Source organism: Streptococcus sp. CCUG 71758, from assembly GCF_011714815.1.
In the GTDB taxonomy this organism is placed as follows: Bacteria; Bacillota; Bacilli; order Lactobacillales; family Streptococcaceae; genus Streptococcus; species Streptococcus halitosis.
Window position 1 is genome coordinate 64,434 of the sequence record NZ_RXXO01000002.1, and the last position, 18,952, is coordinate 83,385.

General features: G+C 41.5%; 15 protein-coding genes and 1 riboswitch. All 15 genes read left to right on the forward strand.

Features of this window, described 5'->3' with window-relative positions; all coding sequences use genetic code 11:
- Nucleotides 1–62 precede the first annotated feature (62 nt).
- The gene (polA, locus tag EKB01_RS03840; protein ID WP_049501318.1) at nucleotides 63–2,696 is read left to right on the forward strand and encodes a DNA polymerase I; all 2,634 of its coding nucleotides are present in this window, start codon (nucleotides 63–65) and stop codon (nucleotides 2,694–2,696) included.
- Nucleotides 2,697–2,798: 102 nt separating this feature from the next.
- A riboswitch (TPP riboswitch) is annotated at nucleotides 2,799–2,901 on the forward strand.
- 72 nt (nucleotides 2,902–2,973) lie between these two features.
- Nucleotides 2,974–3,264 carry a thiamine-binding protein gene (locus EKB01_RS03845; RefSeq protein WP_002880743.1) on the forward strand — a complete coding sequence of 97 codons (291 nt, stop codon included), beginning with the start codon at nucleotides 2,974–2,976 and terminating at the stop codon, nucleotides 3,262–3,264.
- On the forward strand, nucleotides 3,227–3,985 hold the full coding sequence (locus EKB01_RS03850) for an ABC transporter permease (protein ID WP_162279548.1): 759 nt from the start codon (nucleotides 3,227–3,229) through the stop codon (nucleotides 3,983–3,985). The genes EKB01_RS03845 and EKB01_RS03850 overlap by 38 nt, the downstream gene beginning before the upstream one ends.
- Nucleotides 3,986–4,022: 37 nt before the next feature.
- A complete protein-coding gene (locus EKB01_RS03855) occupies nucleotides 4,023–5,030 on the forward strand; it encodes an ABC transporter substrate-binding protein (RefSeq protein WP_000754533.1) in 1,008 nt (335 codons plus the stop codon).
- The gene (locus EKB01_RS03860) at nucleotides 5,030–5,758 is read left to right on the forward strand and encodes an ABC transporter ATP-binding protein (RefSeq protein ID WP_000136199.1); all 729 of its coding nucleotides are present in this window, start codon (nucleotides 5,030–5,032) and stop codon (nucleotides 5,756–5,758) included. The genes EKB01_RS03855 and EKB01_RS03860 overlap by 1 nt, the downstream gene beginning before the upstream one ends.
- 118 nt (nucleotides 5,759–5,876) lie before the next feature.
- Complete coding sequence (locus EKB01_RS03865; RefSeq protein ID WP_001211252.1) at nucleotides 5,877–6,335, forward strand: CtsR family transcriptional regulator; 459 nt, start codon at nucleotides 5,877–5,879, stop codon at nucleotides 6,333–6,335.
- A gap of 1 nt (nucleotide 6,336) precedes the next feature.
- Nucleotides 6,337–8,769: an ATP-dependent Clp protease ATP-binding subunit gene (locus EKB01_RS03870; protein WP_001109664.1), complete on the forward strand. Its 2,433-nt coding sequence runs from the start codon at nucleotides 6,337–6,339 to the stop codon at nucleotides 8,767–8,769.
- A gap of 253 nt (nucleotides 8,770–9,022) precedes the next feature.
- Nucleotides 9,023–9,676 carry a response regulator transcription factor BgrR gene (gene bgrR, locus EKB01_RS03875; RefSeq protein ID WP_001024193.1) on the forward strand — a complete coding sequence of 218 codons (654 nt, stop codon included), beginning with the start codon at nucleotides 9,023–9,025 and terminating at the stop codon, nucleotides 9,674–9,676.
- Nucleotides 9,673–11,013 (forward strand): sensor histidine kinase BgrS, encoded by a 1,341-nt coding sequence (gene bgrS / locus EKB01_RS03880; protein WP_033584712.1) that lies wholly within the window; start codon nucleotides 9,673–9,675, stop codon nucleotides 11,011–11,013. The genes bgrR and bgrS overlap by 4 nt, the downstream gene beginning before the upstream one ends.
- A 108-nt stretch (nucleotides 11,014–11,121) precedes the next feature.
- Nucleotides 11,122–11,649 carry an isoprenylcysteine carboxyl methyltransferase family protein gene (locus EKB01_RS03885; RefSeq protein WP_033584714.1) on the forward strand — a complete coding sequence of 176 codons (528 nt, stop codon included), beginning with the start codon at nucleotides 11,122–11,124 and terminating at the stop codon, nucleotides 11,647–11,649.
- An 82-nt stretch (nucleotides 11,650–11,731) separates the two neighbouring features.
- Nucleotides 11,732–14,989 carry a GAG-binding domain-containing protein gene (locus EKB01_RS03890; protein ID WP_109289543.1) on the forward strand — a complete coding sequence of 1,086 codons (3,258 nt, stop codon included), beginning with the start codon at nucleotides 11,732–11,734 and terminating at the stop codon, nucleotides 14,987–14,989.
- Nucleotides 14,990–15,307: 318 nt separating this feature from the next.
- Nucleotides 15,308–16,366, forward strand: coding sequence for an AAA family ATPase (locus tag EKB01_RS03895; protein WP_084872325.1), 1,059 nt, complete (start codon nucleotides 15,308–15,310; stop codon nucleotides 16,364–16,366).
- Nucleotides 16,367–16,375: 9 nt separating this feature from the next.
- The gene (gene pnuC / locus EKB01_RS03900; RefSeq protein ID WP_167265729.1) at nucleotides 16,376–17,155 is read left to right on the forward strand and encodes a nicotinamide riboside transporter PnuC; all 780 of its coding nucleotides are present in this window, start codon (nucleotides 16,376–16,378) and stop codon (nucleotides 17,153–17,155) included.
- Nucleotide 17,156: 1 nt separating this feature from the next.
- Nucleotides 17,157–17,930, forward strand: a complete 774-nt coding sequence (locus EKB01_RS03905) for an NUDIX hydrolase (protein ID WP_000763405.1) — start codon at nucleotides 17,157–17,159, stop codon at nucleotides 17,928–17,930.
- Nucleotides 17,931–18,202: 272 nt separating this feature from the next.
- Entirely contained in the window at nucleotides 18,203–18,886 is a 684-nt protein-coding gene (locus EKB01_RS03910) for a hypothetical protein (protein ID WP_084872328.1), read from the forward strand.
- The last annotated feature ends 66 nt before the right edge of the window (nucleotides 18,887–18,952 follow it).

Genomic DNA, 18,952 nt, shown 5'->3' on the forward strand with positions numbered 1-18,952 from the left:
TCACTACCATTTGCCTATTCTTTCCGATGGTATTTTTCCCTGCTTTCCTTTATAATGGGTGTATGGACAAGAAAAAATTATTATTAATTGATGGATCTTCAGTTGCTTTTCGAGCTTTTTTTGCGCTCTATCAGCAGTTGGATCGTTTTAAAAATGCTAATGGCCTTCATACCAATGCAATCTATGGCTTTCAACTCATGTTGAATCACGTCTTGGAGCGTGTTGAGCCCAGTCATGTTTTGGTAGCTTTTGATGCAGGTAAGACGACTTTCCGTACAGAGATGTATGCAGACTACAAGGGTGGTCGTGCTAAAACTCCAGATGAGTTTCGTGAGCAATTTCCCTTCATTCGTGAGTTGCTAGATCATCTTGGGATTCGCCACTATGAGTTGGCCCAGTATGAAGCAGATGATATCATCGGGACCCTAGGTCGCTTGGCTGAGAAGGATTCTTTTGAAGTGACTATTGTCAGCGGAGACAAGGACTTGATCCAGTTGACGGATGAGCATACGGTGGTCGAGATTTCCAAGAAAGGTGTGGCTGAGTTTGAGGCCTTTACGCCAGACTATCTCATGGAAAAGATGGGCCTCACACCAGCTCAGTTCATTGATCTTAAGGCTCTTATGGGGGATAAGTCTGATAATATCCCTGGTGTCACTAAGATCGGTGAAAAGACGGGTATCAAGCTCTTGCTAGAACACGGTTCGTTAGAGGGTATTTATGAAAATATCGATGGGATGAAGGCTTCTAAGATGAAGGAAAATCTCATCAATGACAAGGAACAAGCCTTCCTGTCTAAAACCTTGGCGACCATTGAGACTCAGGCACCGATTGAGATTGGCCTTGATGATTTGCTTTATAGTGGACCAGATGTGGAAAATCTCGGGAAATTCTACGATGAGATGGGCTTCAAACAGCTCAAGCAAGCTTTAAATGTGTCATCAACGGATGCGCCTGAAAGTTTGGATTTCACTATCGTTGACCAAGTCAGTCAAGACATGCTGAGCGCCAACTCTATCTTCCACTTTGAGCTTTTTGGTGAGAATTACCATACAGATGACTTGGTTGGTTTTGCCTGGTCCTGTGGGGATAAACTTTACGCTACAGACAAACTTGAGCTCTTGCAGGAGCCGATTCTCAAGAATTTTCTAGAAAAAACACCTCTGAAAGTGTATGACTTTAAGAAAGCGAAGGTTCTTTTAAATCGTTTGGGCTTGAATTTGCAGGCCCCTGCTTTTGACAGTCGTTTGGCCAAATACCTCCTCTCTACTGTCGAGAACAATGAAATTTCAACCATTGCGAATCTCTATGGCCAGACTTATTTGGCTGATGATGAGACCTTCTACGGTAAGGGGGTCAAGAAAGCTATCCCTGAGAGAGAGAAATTCTTGGAGCACTTGACTCGCAAGGTTGCTGTATTGGTTGAGACGGAGCCTGTTTTGCTTGAAAAACTCAGTGAACACGGGCAGTTAGATCTTCTCTATGACATGGAGCAACCTCTGGCTTTTGTCCTTGCCAAGATGGAAATTGCTGGAATCAAGGTTAAAAAAGAAACCCTACTTGAGATGCAAGCTGAAAATGAGATTGTCATTGAGCGACTCACCCAAGAGATTTATGAGCTGGCTGGTGAGGAATTTAATATCAACTCACCTAAACAGTTGGGCGTACTTCTCTTTGAAAAACTGGGACTTCCTCTAGAATACACCAAGAAAACCAAGACAGGTTACTCGACAGCAGTGGATGTGCTGGAGCGTCTGGCTCCTATTGCACCGATTGTCAAAAAAATTCTAGACTACCGTCAGATTGCTAAGATTCAATCGACTTACGTGGTTGGCTTGCAGGATTGGATTTTAGATGATGGCAAGATCCACACGCGCTATGTGCAAGATTTGACTCAGACTGGGCGTTTGTCTAGTGTAGATCCAAACTTGCAAAATATCCCTGTTCGCTTGGAACAAGGTCGCCTCATTCGTAAGGCTTTTGTGCCAGAGTGGGAGGATAGTGTCCTTCTTAGCTCCGACTATTCACAGATTGAGTTGCGCGTTTTGGCGCATATCTCTAAGGATGAGCACTTAATCAAGGCCTTCCAAGAGGGAGCAGATATCCATACTTCGACAGCTATGCGTGTCTTTGAAATTGAACGTCCTGAGGATGTGACGCCAAACGACCGTCGCAATGCCAAGGCTGTCAACTTTGGAGTGGTTTACGGGATTTCAGATTTTGGTTTGGCGAACAATCTTGGTATTAGTCGTAAGAAGGCCAAAGCCTACATTGATACCTACTTTGAGCGTTTTCCTGGGATTAAAAACTATATGGAAGAAGTGGTACGTGAAGCGCGTGACAAGGGATATGTAGAGACCCTCTTCAAGCGTCGTCGAGAGCTACCAGATATAAATTCGCGCAACTTTAACATTCGTGGTTTTGCAGAGCGAACTGCCATTAACTCCCCTATTCAGGGTTCGGCAGCAGATATTCTCAAAATTGCTATGATTCAGCTAGACAAAGCTCTGGTTGAGGGTGGTTATCAGACCAAGATGCTCTTGCAAGTGCATGATGAAATCGTCCTTGAGGTTCCGAAATCAGAACTAGCAGCTGTCAAAGTACTAGTGAAACAAACCATGGAAGAAGCCATCCAGCTTAGTGTCCCACTCATTGCTGATGAGAATGAAGGGGCAACCTGGTACGAGGCTAAATAAGAAAGCTATGATAGAGTTTGAAGCATTTGTCTTCAAACTCTTTTTCATAGTTTTCTGTAAGCAGTTTCCTTGACTTTTCCTTGCATTTGCGTTACTATATTCCATATAAGATATGGGAGTCTGTGTACAGTCTGAGAGGAAGTGTTAAACTTCGACCGCACCTGATCTGGGTAATGCCAGCGTAGGGAACGATACTTAGCCGAATTCTGCACCTTTTCCATATATGGCAAAGGTTTTTCTTTTTGTTCAAAAGGAAAGCCGAGAAGAGGAGGATTTTATGAAAGCAAGCATTGCCTTGCAAGTCTTGCCCCTATCACAGGGGATTGATCGAATTGCTATTATCGATCAAGTGATTGCTTATCTGCAAGCTCAGTCCGTGACTATGGTGGTGACACCCTTTGAAACGGTCTTGGAAGGGGAGTTGGATGAGCTCATGCGCATTCTCAAAGAAGCGCTTGAAGTGGCCGGGCAGGAGGCAGATAATGTCTTTGCCAATGTCAAAATAAATGTAGGAGAGATTTTAAGTATTGATGACAAACTTGAAAAGTATACTGAGACGACACATTAGTCTATTGGGTTTTCTAGGAGTCTTGTCAATCTGGCAGTTAGCGGGCATATTCAAACTTTTACCCAAGTTTATCCTGCCAACTCCTCTTGAGATTCTCCAGTCCTTTGTTCGTGACAGAGAATTTCTCTGGTACCATAGCTGGGCGACCTTGAGAGTGGCTTTACTAGGTCTAGTTCTAGGAGTCTTGATTGCCTGTCTTATGGCGGTGCTCATGGATAGTCTGACTTGGCTCAATGACTTGATTTATCCTATGATGGTGGTTGTTCAGACCATTCCGACCATTGCCATAGCGCCTATCTTGGTCTTGTGGCTAGGCTATGGGATTTTGCCCAAGATTGTCTTGATTATCCTGACGACAACCTTCCCTATCATCGTCAGTATTTTGGATGGATTTAGGCATTGTGATAAGGATATGCTAACCTTGTTTAGTCTGATGCGTGCAAATCCTTGGCAAATCCTGTGGCATTTTAAAATCCCTGTCAGTCTGCCTTACTTTTATGCAGGTCTGAGGGTCAGTGTCTCCTACGCCTTTATCACAACCGTGGTGTCTGAGTGGTTGGGAGGTTTTGAAGGTCTTGGTGTTTATATGATTCAGTCCAAGAAACTGTTTCAGTATGATACCATGTTTGCGATTATTATTCTGGTGTCGATTATCAGTCTTTTGGGTATGAAACTGGTCGATATCAGTGAAAAATATGTGATTAAATGGAAACGTACTTAAAATAGAGCGTTTTTGAAAAAGAAAAGAGGAAATGAAAATGAAGAAAACATGGAAAGTGTTTTTAACGCTTGTAACAGCTTTTGTAGCTGTCGTGCTGGTGGCCTGTGGCCAAGGAACTGCTTCTAAGGACAACAAAGAAGCAGAAGTTAAGAAGATTGACTTTATCCTAGACTGGACGCCAAATACCAACCACACAGGACTTTATGTGGCTAAGGAGAAAGGCTATTTCAAGGAAGCTGGAGTGGATGTTGACTTGAAATTGCCGCCTGAAGAAAGCTCATCTGACTTGGTAATCAATGGCAAGGCACCATTTGCTATCTATTTCCAAGACTACATGGCTAAGAAATTGGAAAAAGGGGCAGGTATCACTGCCGTAGCAGCGATCGTTGAGCACAATACATCTGGAATCATCTCTCGTAAATCTGATAATGTAACCAGTCCAAAAGACTTGGTTGGCAAGAAATACGGAACCTGGAATGACCCAACGGAGCTTGCTATGTTGAAAACCTTGGTAGAATCACAAGGCGGAGACTTTGAGAAGGTCGAAAAAGTACCAAACAACGACTCAAACTCGATTACACCGATTGCCAATGGCGTCTTTGACACCGCTTGGATTTACTACGGTTGGGATGGTATCCTTGCCAAATCGCAAGGCGTAGATGCTAACTTCATGTACTTGAAAGACTATGTCAAGGAGTTTGACTACTACTCACCCGTTATCATCGCAAACAATGACTATCTAAAAGACAACAAGGAAGAAGCTCGTAAAGTCATCCAAGCCATCAAAAAAGGCTACCAATATGCCATGGAGCATCCAGAAGAGGCTGCAGATATCCTCATCAAGAATGCACCTGAACTCAAGGAAAAACGTGACTTTGTCATCGAATCTCAAAAATACTTGTCAAAAGAATATGCAAGCGACAAGGAAAAATGGGGACAATTTGACGCTGAACGTTGGAATGCCTTCTACAAATGGGATAAAGAAAATGGTATCCTTAAAGAAGACTTGACAGACAAAGGTTTCACTAATGAATTTGTAAAATAATGACAGAAATTAGACTAGAACACGTCAGCTATGCCTATGGCGATGAAAAGATTTTAGAAGATATCAACCTGCAGGTGGCTTCGGGTGAAGTGGTTTCTATCCTAGGTCCAAGTGGTGTAGGAAAGACCACCCTCTTTAACCTAATCGCTGGAATTTTAGAAGTCCAGTCTGGGCGAATTGTCCTTGATGGCGAGGAAAATCCCAAGGGGCGCGTGAGTTATATGTTGCAAAAGGATCTCCTCTTGGAGCACAAGACGGTTCTTGGCAATATCATCCTGCCCCTCTTGATTCAAAAGGTGGATAAAGCAGAGGCTATTGCCCGAGCGGATGATATCCTTGCGACCTTCCAGTTGACTGCTGTACGGGACAAGTATCCTCACGAACTCAGCGGAGGGATGCGCCAGCGTGTAGCCTTGCTTCGGACCTACCTTTTCGGGCACAAGCTCTTTCTTCTAGACGAGGCCTTTAGTGCCTTGGATGAAATGACTAAGATGGAGCTCCATGCTTGGTATCTGGAGATTCACAAACAGTTGCAACTGACAACCTTGATCATCACACATAGTATTGAGGAAGCCCTCAATCTCAGTGACCGCATCTATATCCTAAAAAATCGGCCTGGACAGATCGTTTCTGAAGTCAAACTAGATTGGTCTGAAGATGAGGACAAGGAAGTTCAAAAGATTGCCTACAAACGTCAAATCTTGGCAGAATTAGGCTTAGATAAGTAGAAAAATAGGGAGTTGGTGAAGATTATCCTTTACCAGCGCTCTTTTTCTTTTAAAAATGAGAAAATTTCGGTATAATAGTCAAAGATAGTCAAGGTTCAAAGAAGGAGTTTGATTTACTATGAGATTTAAAAATACATCAGATCATATCGAAGCCTATATCAAGGCAATTTTAGACCAAGCTGGTATCGTGGAATTGCAGCGGAGCCAGTTGGCAGATACCTTTCAGGTTGTGCCAAGTCAGATCAACTATGTCATTAAGACACGTTTTACTGAAAGCAGAGGTTACTTAGTTGAGAGTAAGCGTGGTGGCGGAGGCTACATTCGCATCGGACGGATTGAGTTTTCCAATCATCATGAGATGCTCCGCGATTTGCTTTACTCGATTGGTGAGCGAGTTAGTCAGGAGATTTATGAGGATATTCTCCAGCTTTTGGTGGAGCAGGACTTGATGACCAAGCAGGAGATGACCTTACTGACTTCTGTAGCAACAGATCGTGTTCTAGGGGAGGAATCCTCAGTTGTCCGTGCCAATATGCTCCGACAGCTATTACAAGAGGTAGATAGAAAAGAGAAGTAAGATGAATTATTCAAAAGCGTTGAATGAATGTATCGAAAGTGCCTACATGGTTGCGGGCCATTTTGGAGCTCGATATCTAGAGTCTTGGCATTTGTTAATTGCCATGTCCAATCACAGTTACAGTGTGGCAGGTGCGACTCTAAATGATTATCCTTATGAAATGGACCGTTTAGAAGAGGTTGCGTTAGAACTGACTGAAACGGACTATAGCCAAGACGAAACCTTTACGGAATTGCCTTTTTCCCATCGTTTGGAGGTTCTCTTTGCAGAAGCAGAGTATGTGGCCTCAGTGGTCCATACTAAGGTGCTAGGGACAGAGCATGTCCTCTATGCGATTTTGCATGATGGCAATGCCTTGGCAACTCGTATCTTGGAGAGAGCAGGCTTTTCTTATGAAGACCAGAAAGATCAGGTCAGAATTGCTGCTCTTCGTCGCAATCTAGAAGAGCGTGCTGGATGGACAAGAGAAGACCTTAAGGCATTGCGTCAGCGCCACCGTACCGTGGCAGATAAGCAAAATTCCATGGCCAATATGATGGGCATGCCTCAGAATCCAAGTGGCGGTCTAGAGGACTACACGCATGACCTGACAGAGCAAGCGCGCTCTGGCAAGTTAGAGCCAGTTATCGGTCGTGACAAGGAAATCTCACGTATGATTCAGATTTTGAGTCGGAAGACCAAGAACAATCCTGTCTTGGTTGGAGATGCTGGTGTCGGGAAAACAGCTCTGGCTCTTGGACTTGCCCAGCGTATTGCTAGTGGGGATGTACCTGCGGAAATGGGCAAGATGCGCGTTTTGGAGCTTGATTTGATGAATGTTGTTGCGGGAACACGTTTCCGTGGAGATTTTGAAGAACGCATGAACAACATTATCAAGGATATCGAGGAAGATGGTAAGGTAATCCTCTTTATCGATGAACTCCACACCATCATGGGTTCTGGAAGTGGTATTGACTCTACTCTGGATGCGGCCAATATCTTGAAGCCAGCCTTGGCTCGTGGAACTTTGAGAACGGTTGGTGCAACCACTCAGGAAGAATACCAAAAACACATCGAAAAAGACGCAGCTCTTTCTCGTCGTTTTGCCAAAGTGACCATTGAAGAGCCAAGTTTAGCTGACAGCATGACCATTTTGCAAGGTTTGAAGGCTACCTATGAGAAACACCACCGTGTGCAAATCACAGATGAAGCTGTCGAAACAGCTGTTAAGATGGCGCATCGTTACTTGACTAGTCGTCACTTGCCAGACTCTGCTATCGATCTATTGGATGAGGCGGCAGCAACAGTGCAAAACAAATCCAAGCATGTGAGAATGGACGAATCGGACTTGAGTCCAGCTGACAAGGCCTTGATGGATGGCAAGTGGAAACAAGCAGGCCAGCTAATCGCAAAAGAACAAGAATTGCCTGTCTATAAAGACTTGGTGACAGAATCCGATATTTTGACCACCTTGAGTCGCTTGTCAGGTATCCCAGTCCAAAAGCTGACGCAAACAGATGCTAAGAAGTACCTGAACTTGGAAGCAGAACTGCATAAACGCGTCATCGGACAAGATCAAGCTGTTTCAAGTATTAGCCGTGCCATTCGCCGTAATCAGTCAGGTATTCGTAGTCACAAGCGTCCGATTGGTTCCTTTATGTTCCTAGGGCCGACAGGAGTCGGTAAGACCGAATTGGCCAAGGCTCTGGCAGAAGTCCTCTTTGATGACGAATCAGCCCTTATTCGCTTTGATATGAGTGAGTATATGGAGAAATTTGCGGCTAGCCGTCTCAATGGAGCTCCTCCGGGTTATGTGGGCTACGAAGAAGGTGGGGAGTTGACTGAGAAGGTTCGCAACAAACCATACTCCGTTCTTCTATTTGACGAGGTAGAAAAGGCCCACCCAGATATCTTTAATGTTCTCTTGCAGGTTCTGGACGACGGCGTCTTGACAGATAGCAAGGGGCGCAAGGTTGATTTTTCAAATACCATTATCATCATGACGTCAAACCTTGGTGCGACGGCTCTTCGTGATGACAAGACGGTCGGCTTTGGGGCCAAGGACATTCGTTTTGACCAGGAAAATATGGAAAAACGAATCTTTGAAGAGTTGAAAAAAGCTTATCGACCAGAGTTTATCAACCGTATTGATGAAAAGTTGGTCTTCCATAGCTTAGATAGCGAACACATGCAGGAAATTGTCAAGATTATGGTGAAACCATTGATTGCTAGCCTCGCTGAGAAGGGCATCGACTTGAAACTGCAAGCTTCAGCGTTGAAGTTACTAGCAAGTCAAGGATATGATCCAGAAATGGGAGCTCGCCCACTTCGCAGAACCCTGCAAACAGAAGTGGAAGACAAGCTAGCAGAACTCCTTCTCAAGGGAGAACTAGTAGCAGGCAAGACCCTCAAGATAGGTGTTAAAGCTGGTCAATTAAAATTTGATATTGCTTAAAAATGGAGAGTCAGGAGCAATCCTGATTCTTTTTTGTATTTATTTTTATGAAACCAAAGGAAACAAGTTGACAATATGTAAATATTGGTTATAATAAGAATAGATATTAAGATTTGTATAGCATGAAAAAGAGCAGAGTTTCCTGAAATTTCCACCATTTCAATAGAGCCCTGTTTCTTTTTTTGCGTATGAAATGAAAATAATGTAAACCTAGCAAAAGGGTGAATTTTAGATAGGTTAAGAAGGGAAATAGATGAACATTTTAGTTGTAGATGATGAGGATATGATTAGAGAGGGGGTCGCTGCTTTTTTGAGAGAAGAAGGCTATCATGTTATTCTAGCAAAGGATGGGCAGGAGGCTTTGGAGAAATTTCATGAGTTCCCGATTCATCTGATGGTCTTGGATCTGATGTTACCGAAGCGGAGTGGATTTGAGGTTTTAAAAGAAATTAATGGAAATCATGATATTCCTGTAATCGTCTTAAGTGCGCTCGGAGATGAGGAAACTCAGATGCAGGTATTTGACCTTTATGCTGATGATCATGTGACAAAACCATTTTCACTGGTGCTCCTAGTCAAACGGATTCAAGCCTTGCTTAGGCGTTACTATGTTGTGGAGGATATTTGGCATTATCAAGATGTGACAGTGGATTTCACATCCTACCAAGCTCGAGTCAAGAACGAGGAGGTTGCAATTAAGCCGAAAGAATTGTTGGTTTTAAAATGTTTGATCCAACATAAGAACCAGGTCTTGAGTAGAGAGCAGATACTCGAGTCTATCTCAAATGATTTTGCAGATTTGCCTCTTGATAGAGTAGTTGATGTTTACATTCGAAATCTTCGTAAGAAGTTGGATCTGGATTGCATTGTAACAGTGAAAAATGCCGGATATAAAATTAGCTTATGATAAAAAACCCTAAATTATTAACCAAATCATTTTTAAGAAGTTTTTCGCTTTTAGGTGCAATCGCTTTGGTCATCCACATTGCCATCTATCTGACCTTTCCTTTTTATTACATTCAGCAAGAGGGTGAGAAGTTTAATGAGAGTGCGACTATTATGAGCAGGTACTTAGAAGGCAAAAATTTTCATGAACTGCCTAGTTTGCTGGAGTCCTATTCGAAATCTCTTCGTATCTCTGCCCATTTGAAAGATGACGTACTGGATAAGAGAATTTCCCTTGTGCACGACTTGGAAATAAAGGAAGGCAGCCCCACTAACTATATCGTAACGATTGACCGTCAGATTACGACAGCTGATGGTAAAAAGGTAACCATTCAATTTATTCAAGGTGTGGATATTTATAAAGAGGCAACACGGATTATGCTTCTCTATCTCCCTTATACCTTTTTAGCAACGCTTGTATTTGCCTTTCTCTTTTCCTACTTCTATACGAAACGTTTATTGGAGCCTCTCTTTTATATCTCAAAAGTTACAGGTAAGATGCAGGAGTTGGATCATGATATTCGCTTTGATGAAACGCGAAAGGATGAAGTTGGGGAAGTTGGAAAGCAAATCAATGATGTGTATGAAAACTTGTTGGCAGTCATTGATGAATCTGAGAGAAGAAATGAACGGATTATCAGGTTGCAAAAGCAGAAAGTTTCTTTTGTTCGTGGAGCGTCACATGAGTTGAAAACCCCTTTAGCCAGTCTTCGAATTATTCTAGAGAATATGCAGTACAATATTGGGGATTATAAAGACCACCCTAAGTATATAGCAAAGAGTATCGATCAAATTGATCAAATGAGTCACTTGCTCGAAGAAGTTTTGGAGTCCTCTAAGTTCCAAGAGTGGACAGAGTGTAGCGAGACCTTGATAATCCAGACTGTTTTGACGGATGTTTTATCTCGCTATCAGGAATTAGCACGCTCAAGAGGAATAGAAATTGAAAATCAATTGACAGATGCTACTAGGGTCATCATGAGTCTCAAGGCATTGGATAAGGTTTTGACAAACTTGATTAGTAATGCGATTAAATATTCAGATAAAAATGGGCGCGTAATCCTATCCGAGCAAGATGGCTATCTTTCTATCAAAAATACCTGCCAACCTCTTAATCAAGAAGAGTTGAATCATTTGTTTGATATTTTTTACCACTCTCAAGTTGTTACAGACAAGTCTGAAGGGTCTGGTTTAGGACTCTATATCGTGAATAACATCCTAGAAAGTTATCAAATGTCTTATAGTTTTCTCCCTTATGAACAGGGAATGGAATTTAAAATTTACTTGCAAGCAGATTAGTTGTATAAAGTAACAGAACGGAAATCTCTCCGTTCTTTTTTGTTAAAGTTCACATAGGTTTAACATGAGAATATTATTTTAAATATAGAAAAAAGAAAGGATACTGGTATGGTATTAGCGATTATTTTAGTAACCTTCCTCGTTCGATTGATTTTTTTAAAACGTTCGATGGAGAATGAAAAACGAATCCTTAGCAATGGCGGGAAAGAATTTGGAGTTGAGAATACAAAACGATTAACGATGGCTCATATTGTTTTTTATCTCTCTTGCTTCGTTGAAGCAATGGTGCACAAGACAAATTTTGATGGCATGAGCATAGTTGGTTTAGTTTTGCTTATTTTTTCCATGTTGATGTTATTGCTGGTCATTCACTTGTTGGGAGATATTTGGACAGTTAAGCTAATGCTTGTCAATAATCACAAATATGTAGATCATCCTCTCTTTCGAATTGTGAAACATCCCAATTACTTTTTAAATATTCTCCCTGAGCTAGTTGGTTTAGCTTTGGTGAGTCATGCTTACGTAACTTTTATCTTTATTTTTCCTGTCTATGCGGTTATTCTTTATCAAAGAATAGCAGAAGAAGAGAAATTACTGCAAGAAGTTATCATTCCTAATGGAAGAATGAAAGGATAGCGAAAATAATATAGCAAATTTTATATACAATTCATATTGGCAGGATATACTGTAGTTAATTAAAATCACGGAGGATATAGATATGTTTAAATCAAATCATGAACGAAGAATGCGTTATTCCATTCGTAAATTTAGTGTAGGAGTAGCTAGTGTACTAGTAGCTAGCTTCTTTATGGGGAGTGTTGCTCATGCTGATGAGATGAACTCGAGTGCACCCACAAATAGTGCCAAGGTCACTGAACAAACTTCATCTAAGGATAAGGCAGGAGAAAACAAAGAAACTTCTTCTGAAAATAATAAAAAAACAGAACCAGCTAGAGAAACTTTGAAAGATGCAAAAGAAAAATTAATAAAAGAGCTAGCGGAAAGTGACCTTCCTGCAGATAAAAAAGCAGCATATAAGCAGAAAATCGAACGGGCGAATGATACAGGAAGCTTGCTTTCGATAGATAATGATTTTCACCTAGACTTACTAAAACATCATGAAAAGCAGCATATAGAACAAGAAAGTAAGGAAAAAGAAAATCAATCGAAAGATGAAAACAAGGTAGTTCCACCGACTAAGGAGAGCTCGGAACAGTCTCAAGATACTTCTACAAAAGAGAACACAGGTGCGGTCGCTGAAATTCAAAAACGTTTAAAAGAAGAAATCAGAAAGGGTACCCTACCAACTGAGCGGAAAGATTCCTTGATAAAAGAGATTGAGGGAGAAGATGACCGTGATAACCTAGAAACTTTGGAGAATAGTTATAGAGAGCTGGAAGATACTTTCAAAAAAATCAATGAAGAACTCGACCATCAAAAGAAATTGATTAGCGATATGGTAACTACAAAAGGTATCACCGAAGAGGATAAAAGTTCTTTAGTAGGCGAAATCAATAAAATCAAAGAGCGAGTTGTAAATGATTTTAAGAACGAGTCGGATAAATCACTCCAAACGATTAAACAAGAAGTTATTGCTGATCTAGGTAAGTTATTCAAATCTTACAAAGCTTACGTTGAAAAAGAAATTCAAAACTACGTCAATGAACGAGTGGACAAAAACATAAAGGAGAAAAAACTAAACAAAGAAGAAGCAAACGAGGATGCCACAATCAAACAGTTACGCGAGTTGGAAAAAAAGGCGCTTCAGCAACTCGATCAGGCCGCGAAAAACGAAGAGGTGCTGAAGGCTAAACACAGTCTTCTTGATGAGATTGCAAAACTCAAAACATCTAATGGCAATAAAGAGACAACGAAACCGAGAGACAAACGAAGTGCTAAGGAGACTGATCAGCAAGATTTGGCTAAACAAATTTCAGAAGCTAATCTATCGCTTTCTAATCACATGAGTGAGCTGTTGGATAGAACTAAAAAGGATCTGAAATCTGAGGACGAGTCTAAATTTGATGAATTAATTAAAAATGCCTTAGGAATTGTAAATAAATATAGATCAGAGCTTTCTAAAGCTCAAACAAAAGAGGAACTAGATCGGATTCTAGAAACAGCGAAGTCAGAGCTAAATGCTGTTGTGGAGGAATTCAAAAAAGGGTTAACGAAACCAACTGAGCCTCAAAGAAAGCCTGATATGGAAGGTCATATTCCTCCAACTAAAGATGGGAAATCTCAGACACCGACTGAAGAAACGAAAGAGATAGAATCTTTGAAGAATAAGGCTAAGGAAGAGCTAAAAAAACTAGAGCAAGCTTTGGCTGAAGTGAATAACTATCCAGAGTTACCAGAAAATAACAGTGATTATAAGGTGCAGAAAAAAGATATTTGGGAAGATTCTAAAAAGATTGCTCCTGCTAAAATAAAAGCATTTAGAGAGCAGTTAGAAAAAGGTTCATACACTGCCAAAACTCTCCAAACGTTTATAGATGACTTTATCTATTATCAAATCCATGCACAAATCGAAAAGATGACAAGACAAGTCGCTTTGTATCGAGAGAAATACGCGAAAATTCCTAGTTTAGAAAAAGAATTTGAATCAGGTATCAAGCAAATATGGAATAAGAATTATGCTACCTTAGAAGGGAAATATCTAGCGGATTACTTTAAGAACGAATTTCTTCCATCCTTTAATAAGATTCAGCAGATTGTGGAACTTCAGAAGGCTATCAGTCAGCTTGAAGAAGAAATGAAGACGGTTCCAGATGGAGCTAAGTTAACAGGAGAAGCTGGTTCTGCTTATGAAAAGGTCAGAAATCGCGCAAGCGAAATCATTAAACAGGGGAAAGAGCTTCTAGAACAAGTAAATATTACAGAAAAGCAGCTAGATACTCAGATAGGAGAGCTTCAGAAGAGCTTATCGGAATTGAAGGTAGCGAAGGCCAACTTAGTGCCAAAGAAAGAAGATAAGAAAGAAATTCCAAAACCAGATATGCAACCAAGTCCTCAACCAGAAGGCAAAAAACCGCAAACACCGACACAACCTGGTACTGAGGATAAAAAGCCATCTGCTCCAAAACCAGGTATGCAACCAAGCCCTCAACCAGAGGGTAAGAAACCACACACACCGGCGCAACCCGGTACTGAGGATAAGAAGCCATCTACTCCAAAACCAGATATGCAACCAAGTCCTCAACCAGAAGGTAAAAAACCGCAAACACCGGCGCAACCCGGTACTGAGGATAAGAAGCCATCTGCTCCAAAACCAGGTATGCAACCAAGTCCTCAACCAGAGGGTAAGAAACCGCAAACACCGGCACAACCAAAGACACATAAAATTTTTACAGCAGCAGATGGCAAGACGAAAGTCTCAGTAATATTTGATAAACCTACAGATGCTGATAAGTTACATCTCAAGGAAGTAACGACGAAAGAGTTGGCTGATAAAATTGCTCGTAAAACAGGAGGGGGAACAGTTCGTGTGTTTGACTTATCTCTTTCTAAAGGAGGCAAGGAAACTCATGTCAATGGAGAACGAACTGTTCGGCTCGCGCTTGGGCAGACTGGATCAGATGTTCACGTCTATCACATAAAGGAAAATGGCGACCTTGAACGCATTCCTTCTAAAGTTGAAAATGGGCAAGTTGTCTTTAAAACGAGCCACTTCAGTTTGTTTGCGATTAAGACACTTTCTAAGAATCAAAATGTCACTACACCTAAGCAGACTAAGCCGTCTATCCAAGATAGTCAAACACAGATAGGAGAGAGCCGAACTGGAAAATTCCAGAATAAAGAAGTTAATCATAAACCACTGGCTACTGGAAATGAAACGGTGGCAAAAGGAAATCCTACATCAGCAACTGAGAAGAAATTACCATCTACAGGAGTGGCGTCTAATCTAGTTCTTGAGATCATTGGTCTCCTTGGTTTGATTGGAACTTCATTCATCGCGATGAAAAGAAGGAAATAATGATTCAGTTTTTTAAAAATATCCACTTTCGATATTTAGCATTTGATTGGTTAACCATTGAAGATCCCAAAGATTTTACTTATAATTGGTATCTAATAATGATAAGTCATTTCATATAGAGATGAATCTAAGATATAAAAAGAGAAGGCTAGTGAACCGCAAAAGTTAGATTTTTTATGTCCAACTTTTGAGGGGCAGTATAAAGATGGCCTTCTCTTTTTTTGTTACCTTTTTATAAAAAGTAATAAAAGACTATTGACAAAACAAAAATATAGTATATAATAAAAATATTAAAAACTATAAAAAGATAAAGCGTTTATGAAAAAGAAAACAGCAGTGGTATTTGGGACCTTTGCCCCTCTCCATCAAGGGCATATCGATCTGATCCAGCGAGCGAAGCGTCAGTGTGACCAGGTCTGGGTAGTCGTTTCAGGCTACGAGGGAGACCGAGGTGAGCAGGTAGGTTTAAGTCTTCAAAAAAGATTTCGCTATATCAGAGAGGCTTTTCGTGATGACGAATTGACCTCTGTCTGCAAGCTGGATGAGACCAAGCTTCCTCGTTACCCTATGGGCTGGCAGGAGTGGTTGGACCAGATGTTAGCGGAGATTTCCTATGATGAAACCCAGCAAGAACTGACTTTTTTTGTAGGAGAAGAAGACTACCAGCAGGAGCTAGCTAAACGTGGATTTGGCACTGTCTTGCAAGAAAGAAAGTTTGGTATCTCAGCGACTATGATTCGAGAAAATCCAAGCAAATATTGGAAATACATCGCTCAACCCTTCCGTCGTCAGTTTACAAAGAAAGTGTTGATCATGGGAAGTGCTAGCAATGGGAAGACCACTCTGGCCAAGGATTTGGCTAGGTATTACGATGCGCCCGTTAGTTTGGAATACGCGCGTGAGTACCAGATCAAAAACAATGTCCGCGACGATGAATTGACTCCAAAGGATTACTACTATCTCCTGTTGGGACAGTATGACCAGACCTCTAAGTTAATCGATAGTAATGCCAATCGAGGCCTTGTGATAGCCGATACCAACTCTTTGGTAACCAAGGGCTACTATGACTATTACATGGAGACTGAGGACCAAGAGGACTTATCAGGAGAAACCTTTGACAATCTCTTTGTTTCAATCTTGGCTAAGGAAAAATGGGACTTGATTCTCTTTGTGCAGCCTGTTGGTTCCTATGTCAATGACGGATTTAGAGATATGACCATGGCAGAAGACCACATTCGCTACAGTTTTTCCCAGCATTTGGACCAGATGAGGGAGCGATACTTAACGACCATTCCTTTAGTTTATCTGGCTGAGGATTATCTAGGCAATTATGAAGCAGCAAAAGTAGCTATTGATGCCATTTACCAAGCAGATTAGGAGAAAATGATGAAAAAGCTAACTGAAAAAATCACACAATTTATCGAAAACTTTAAAAATGTCCATGCCGAAGCTCGCAAGATTGGTTTTGCAGGAATCATGCGCTTGCTCTGGAAAGATCTCTTTGTCGGTCGCAGTCTTTTCCAGTGGTTGTATCTCATCGCCCTGTCAAGTGTTCCCTTGATCTTGGAGTTTACACAAAATACGGAAAGCCATGACTGGCTTAGCTTGTTTGCATCCTGGACTGGGATTGTCTGTGTTATCTTGGTAGCAGAAGGTCGTGCAAGCAATTATCTCTTTGGGACCATTAACTCGGCTATCTATTTGATCTTGGCCATGAATGCGACTTTTTACGGAGAAGTTTTGACGACTGTTTACTTCTTTGTCATGCAGCCGATTGGTCTCTATGCTTGGCTGTCCAATCGTATCAATGACCAAGGAAAACCAGAAGAATCCCACTTTGAAGCTAAGAAATTATCTGTTCTTGACTGGCTCAAGTACTTGGTCTTGACTGCCATTATCTGGATTGGTATGGGCTTGGCTTACCAAAGTATCCATAGTGCTCGCCCTTTCCGTGATAGTGTTACCGATGCGACCAATGGTGTTGGTCAGCTCTTGATGACACGTCTTTACCGCGAGCAATGGATTTTCTGGATTGCAACCAATCTCTTTAGTATCTACCTCTGGTGGGGTGAAAATATCCACATTCAAGGGATGTACTGGGTTTACACACTGAACAGTCTAGTGGGATGGTACCAATGGACCAAGGCAGTTCGAAAGGAGGCATAAGATGGCAGACATAAAGATTCCAGAAGGAATGACGGAAAAAGAATATTATGAAATCCATGCCAGTCAGGAGGAGTTTTTAGACTGGTACTACAGGCAGGAACTCCCTCAATATGAAAAACCAAGTGTGACAGTGGATATGGTGGCTTACTGCTTTGTCGAAGGAAAGATCAAGCTCTTACTGATCCGTCGCAAGGCCCACCCTTATCAAAACTGCTTGGCTCTGGTTGGAGGCTTTATGGACAAGGGAGAAGATGCTGCACATGCCTGTCAGCGCGAGGTGAGTGAAGAAGTCAATCTCGATCTACCTTTGGAAAAAATCGAGCAATTGATGACCGTATCGACCCCTGGGCGTGATCCACGGGGCTGGACAGTGACCATTGCCCACTTGGTGTACCTACCTAGTCGTGCATTAGACCTCGTTCAGGCAGGAGACGATGCTAAGGATGTTGTTTTCGTAGATGTCGATTTTCAGACGGGGAAATGCTTCCTAGAGGGAGTGGAGCTGGAGGAGCAAGCCTTCGCCTTTGACCATTATGCCATTATCCAAGAATCCATCAAACGAATCCAAGGCCGTCTTGACTGGAATCCGACCTTCCTCTATCTGCTGGAGGAAGAGTTCACTGTCTACGAAGGGACTGAACTGGTCAATCTCATCAATCCTGGTCGGCCCATCGTCAGCAATAACTTTCTCGTAAAATACGGAGAATATGTAGAAGAAGTCGGGCTCAAACGAGTACCTAAAAAGAAACCAAGAAAAACCTATCGATTGAAATAAAAAGTAAGGCCGGGACAAAGTTTCCGACCTCTTTATTTATCATCATTTTTATGAATGGCTATCTTTCTTAGAATTACACAAGAACGATGCAAAAAATAGGACTCTAATCTAAAAAATTTCCTATTTTTTCGTTTCGATTACGAATTGAAATAGTGGAGGGAACAATTTTTAAAATAGGTTCTCTAAATAGTTGACAGATTCAAAACCTAATGTTACAATTATGTTACAAAAAGATTTCTTAATATTTCAAAAACGTTACAAAGGAGTAAAAAATGAAAAAGAAAACCTATATCAAATTGATGGCAGCGACTGTGTTGGCTTCTACCTTGCTACTAGGAGCTTGTGGAAATAAAAACGAAACCACTCAAACTAGTAGCTCTGCAAAGACAAGTCAATCATCAAGCTCTAAAGCAACTTCTTCTAGCAAAGAAAGCAAGATTCAAAAATCTTCAAGCTCAGCTTCATCTGAAAAGGCCCAGGCATCTTCTGGTCAGTCTTCTACAGCGGCGGATCAGTCACAAGCGAAACCAGCGCCTGAATCAAGACAAGAACAAGCAGCCCCTAGTCAGCAAGCTCCATCTCAGGCACCTTCAACTCAGCAAGGCTCTCAAGCCCAGTCTAACCAGTCAGGCTATGATCCAACAACTGACCGCAAACTTCAAGACAAGCAAGCAGAACACAACAAACGCTACAAGGGAGTTTTAACCATGGTGGATGGTGACTTCTCAGCTGCAGCAGGCAACTGGAAGGGAGCGAATGGCGAAACTATTACGGTTTCATCAGGGGGCCAATTTACAGTAGAAACTGCAGAAGGAAATAAAGAAAACTACTCTATTAGAGGCTACTCTTACACTCTTGATGATGGCAAGTATAATGCTAAAATCGGAGGAGGAAAAATCATCCAAATTACAACAGGTGCGGATGGTAAAGTTTCAAGCGTTGCCTTGATTCAATAATAAAATTTGGTGTTTTAACTCTTACTAGAAATCGTTCTGTAAAAGAGTGAGTCAACTGTTTTTCAC

Bases quoted from the DNA above. Each gene is read 5' to 3' on its own strand.
- polA (WP_049501318.1), top strand. From the start codon at position 63: ATGGACAAGAAAAAATTATTATTAATTGATGGATCTTCAGTTGCTTTT.
- EKB01_RS03845 (WP_002880743.1), top strand. From the start codon at position 2,974: ATGAAAGCAAGCATTGCCTTGCAAGTCTTGCCCCTATCACAGGGGATT.
- EKB01_RS03850 (WP_162279548.1), top strand. From the start codon at position 3,227: ATGACAAACTTGAAAAGTATACTGAGACGACACATTAGTCTATTGGGT.
- EKB01_RS03855 (WP_000754533.1), top strand. From the start codon at position 4,023: ATGAAGAAAACATGGAAAGTGTTTTTAACGCTTGTAACAGCTTTTGTA.
- EKB01_RS03860 (WP_000136199.1), top strand. From the start codon at position 5,030: ATGACAGAAATTAGACTAGAACACGTCAGCTATGCCTATGGCGATGAA.
- EKB01_RS03865 (WP_001211252.1), top strand. From the start codon at position 5,877: ATGAGATTTAAAAATACATCAGATCATATCGAAGCCTATATCAAGGCA.
- EKB01_RS03870 (WP_001109664.1), top strand. From the start codon at position 6,337: ATGAATTATTCAAAAGCGTTGAATGAATGTATCGAAAGTGCCTACATG.
- bgrR (WP_001024193.1), top strand. From the start codon at position 9,023: ATGAACATTTTAGTTGTAGATGATGAGGATATGATTAGAGAGGGGGTC.
- bgrS (WP_033584712.1), top strand. From the start codon at position 9,673: ATGATAAAAAACCCTAAATTATTAACCAAATCATTTTTAAGAAGTTTT.
- EKB01_RS03885 (WP_033584714.1), top strand. From the start codon at position 11,122: ATGGTATTAGCGATTATTTTAGTAACCTTCCTCGTTCGATTGATTTTT.
- EKB01_RS03890 (WP_109289543.1), top strand. From the start codon at position 11,732: ATGTTTAAATCAAATCATGAACGAAGAATGCGTTATTCCATTCGTAAA.
- EKB01_RS03895 (WP_084872325.1), top strand. From the start codon at position 15,308: ATGAAAAAGAAAACAGCAGTGGTATTTGGGACCTTTGCCCCTCTCCAT.
- pnuC (WP_167265729.1), top strand. From the start codon at position 16,376: ATGAAAAAGCTAACTGAAAAAATCACACAATTTATCGAAAACTTTAAA.
- EKB01_RS03905 (WP_000763405.1), top strand. From the start codon at position 17,157: ATGGCAGACATAAAGATTCCAGAAGGAATGACGGAAAAAGAATATTAT.
- EKB01_RS03910 (WP_084872328.1), top strand. From the start codon at position 18,203: ATGAAAAAGAAAACCTATATCAAATTGATGGCAGCGACTGTGTTGGCT.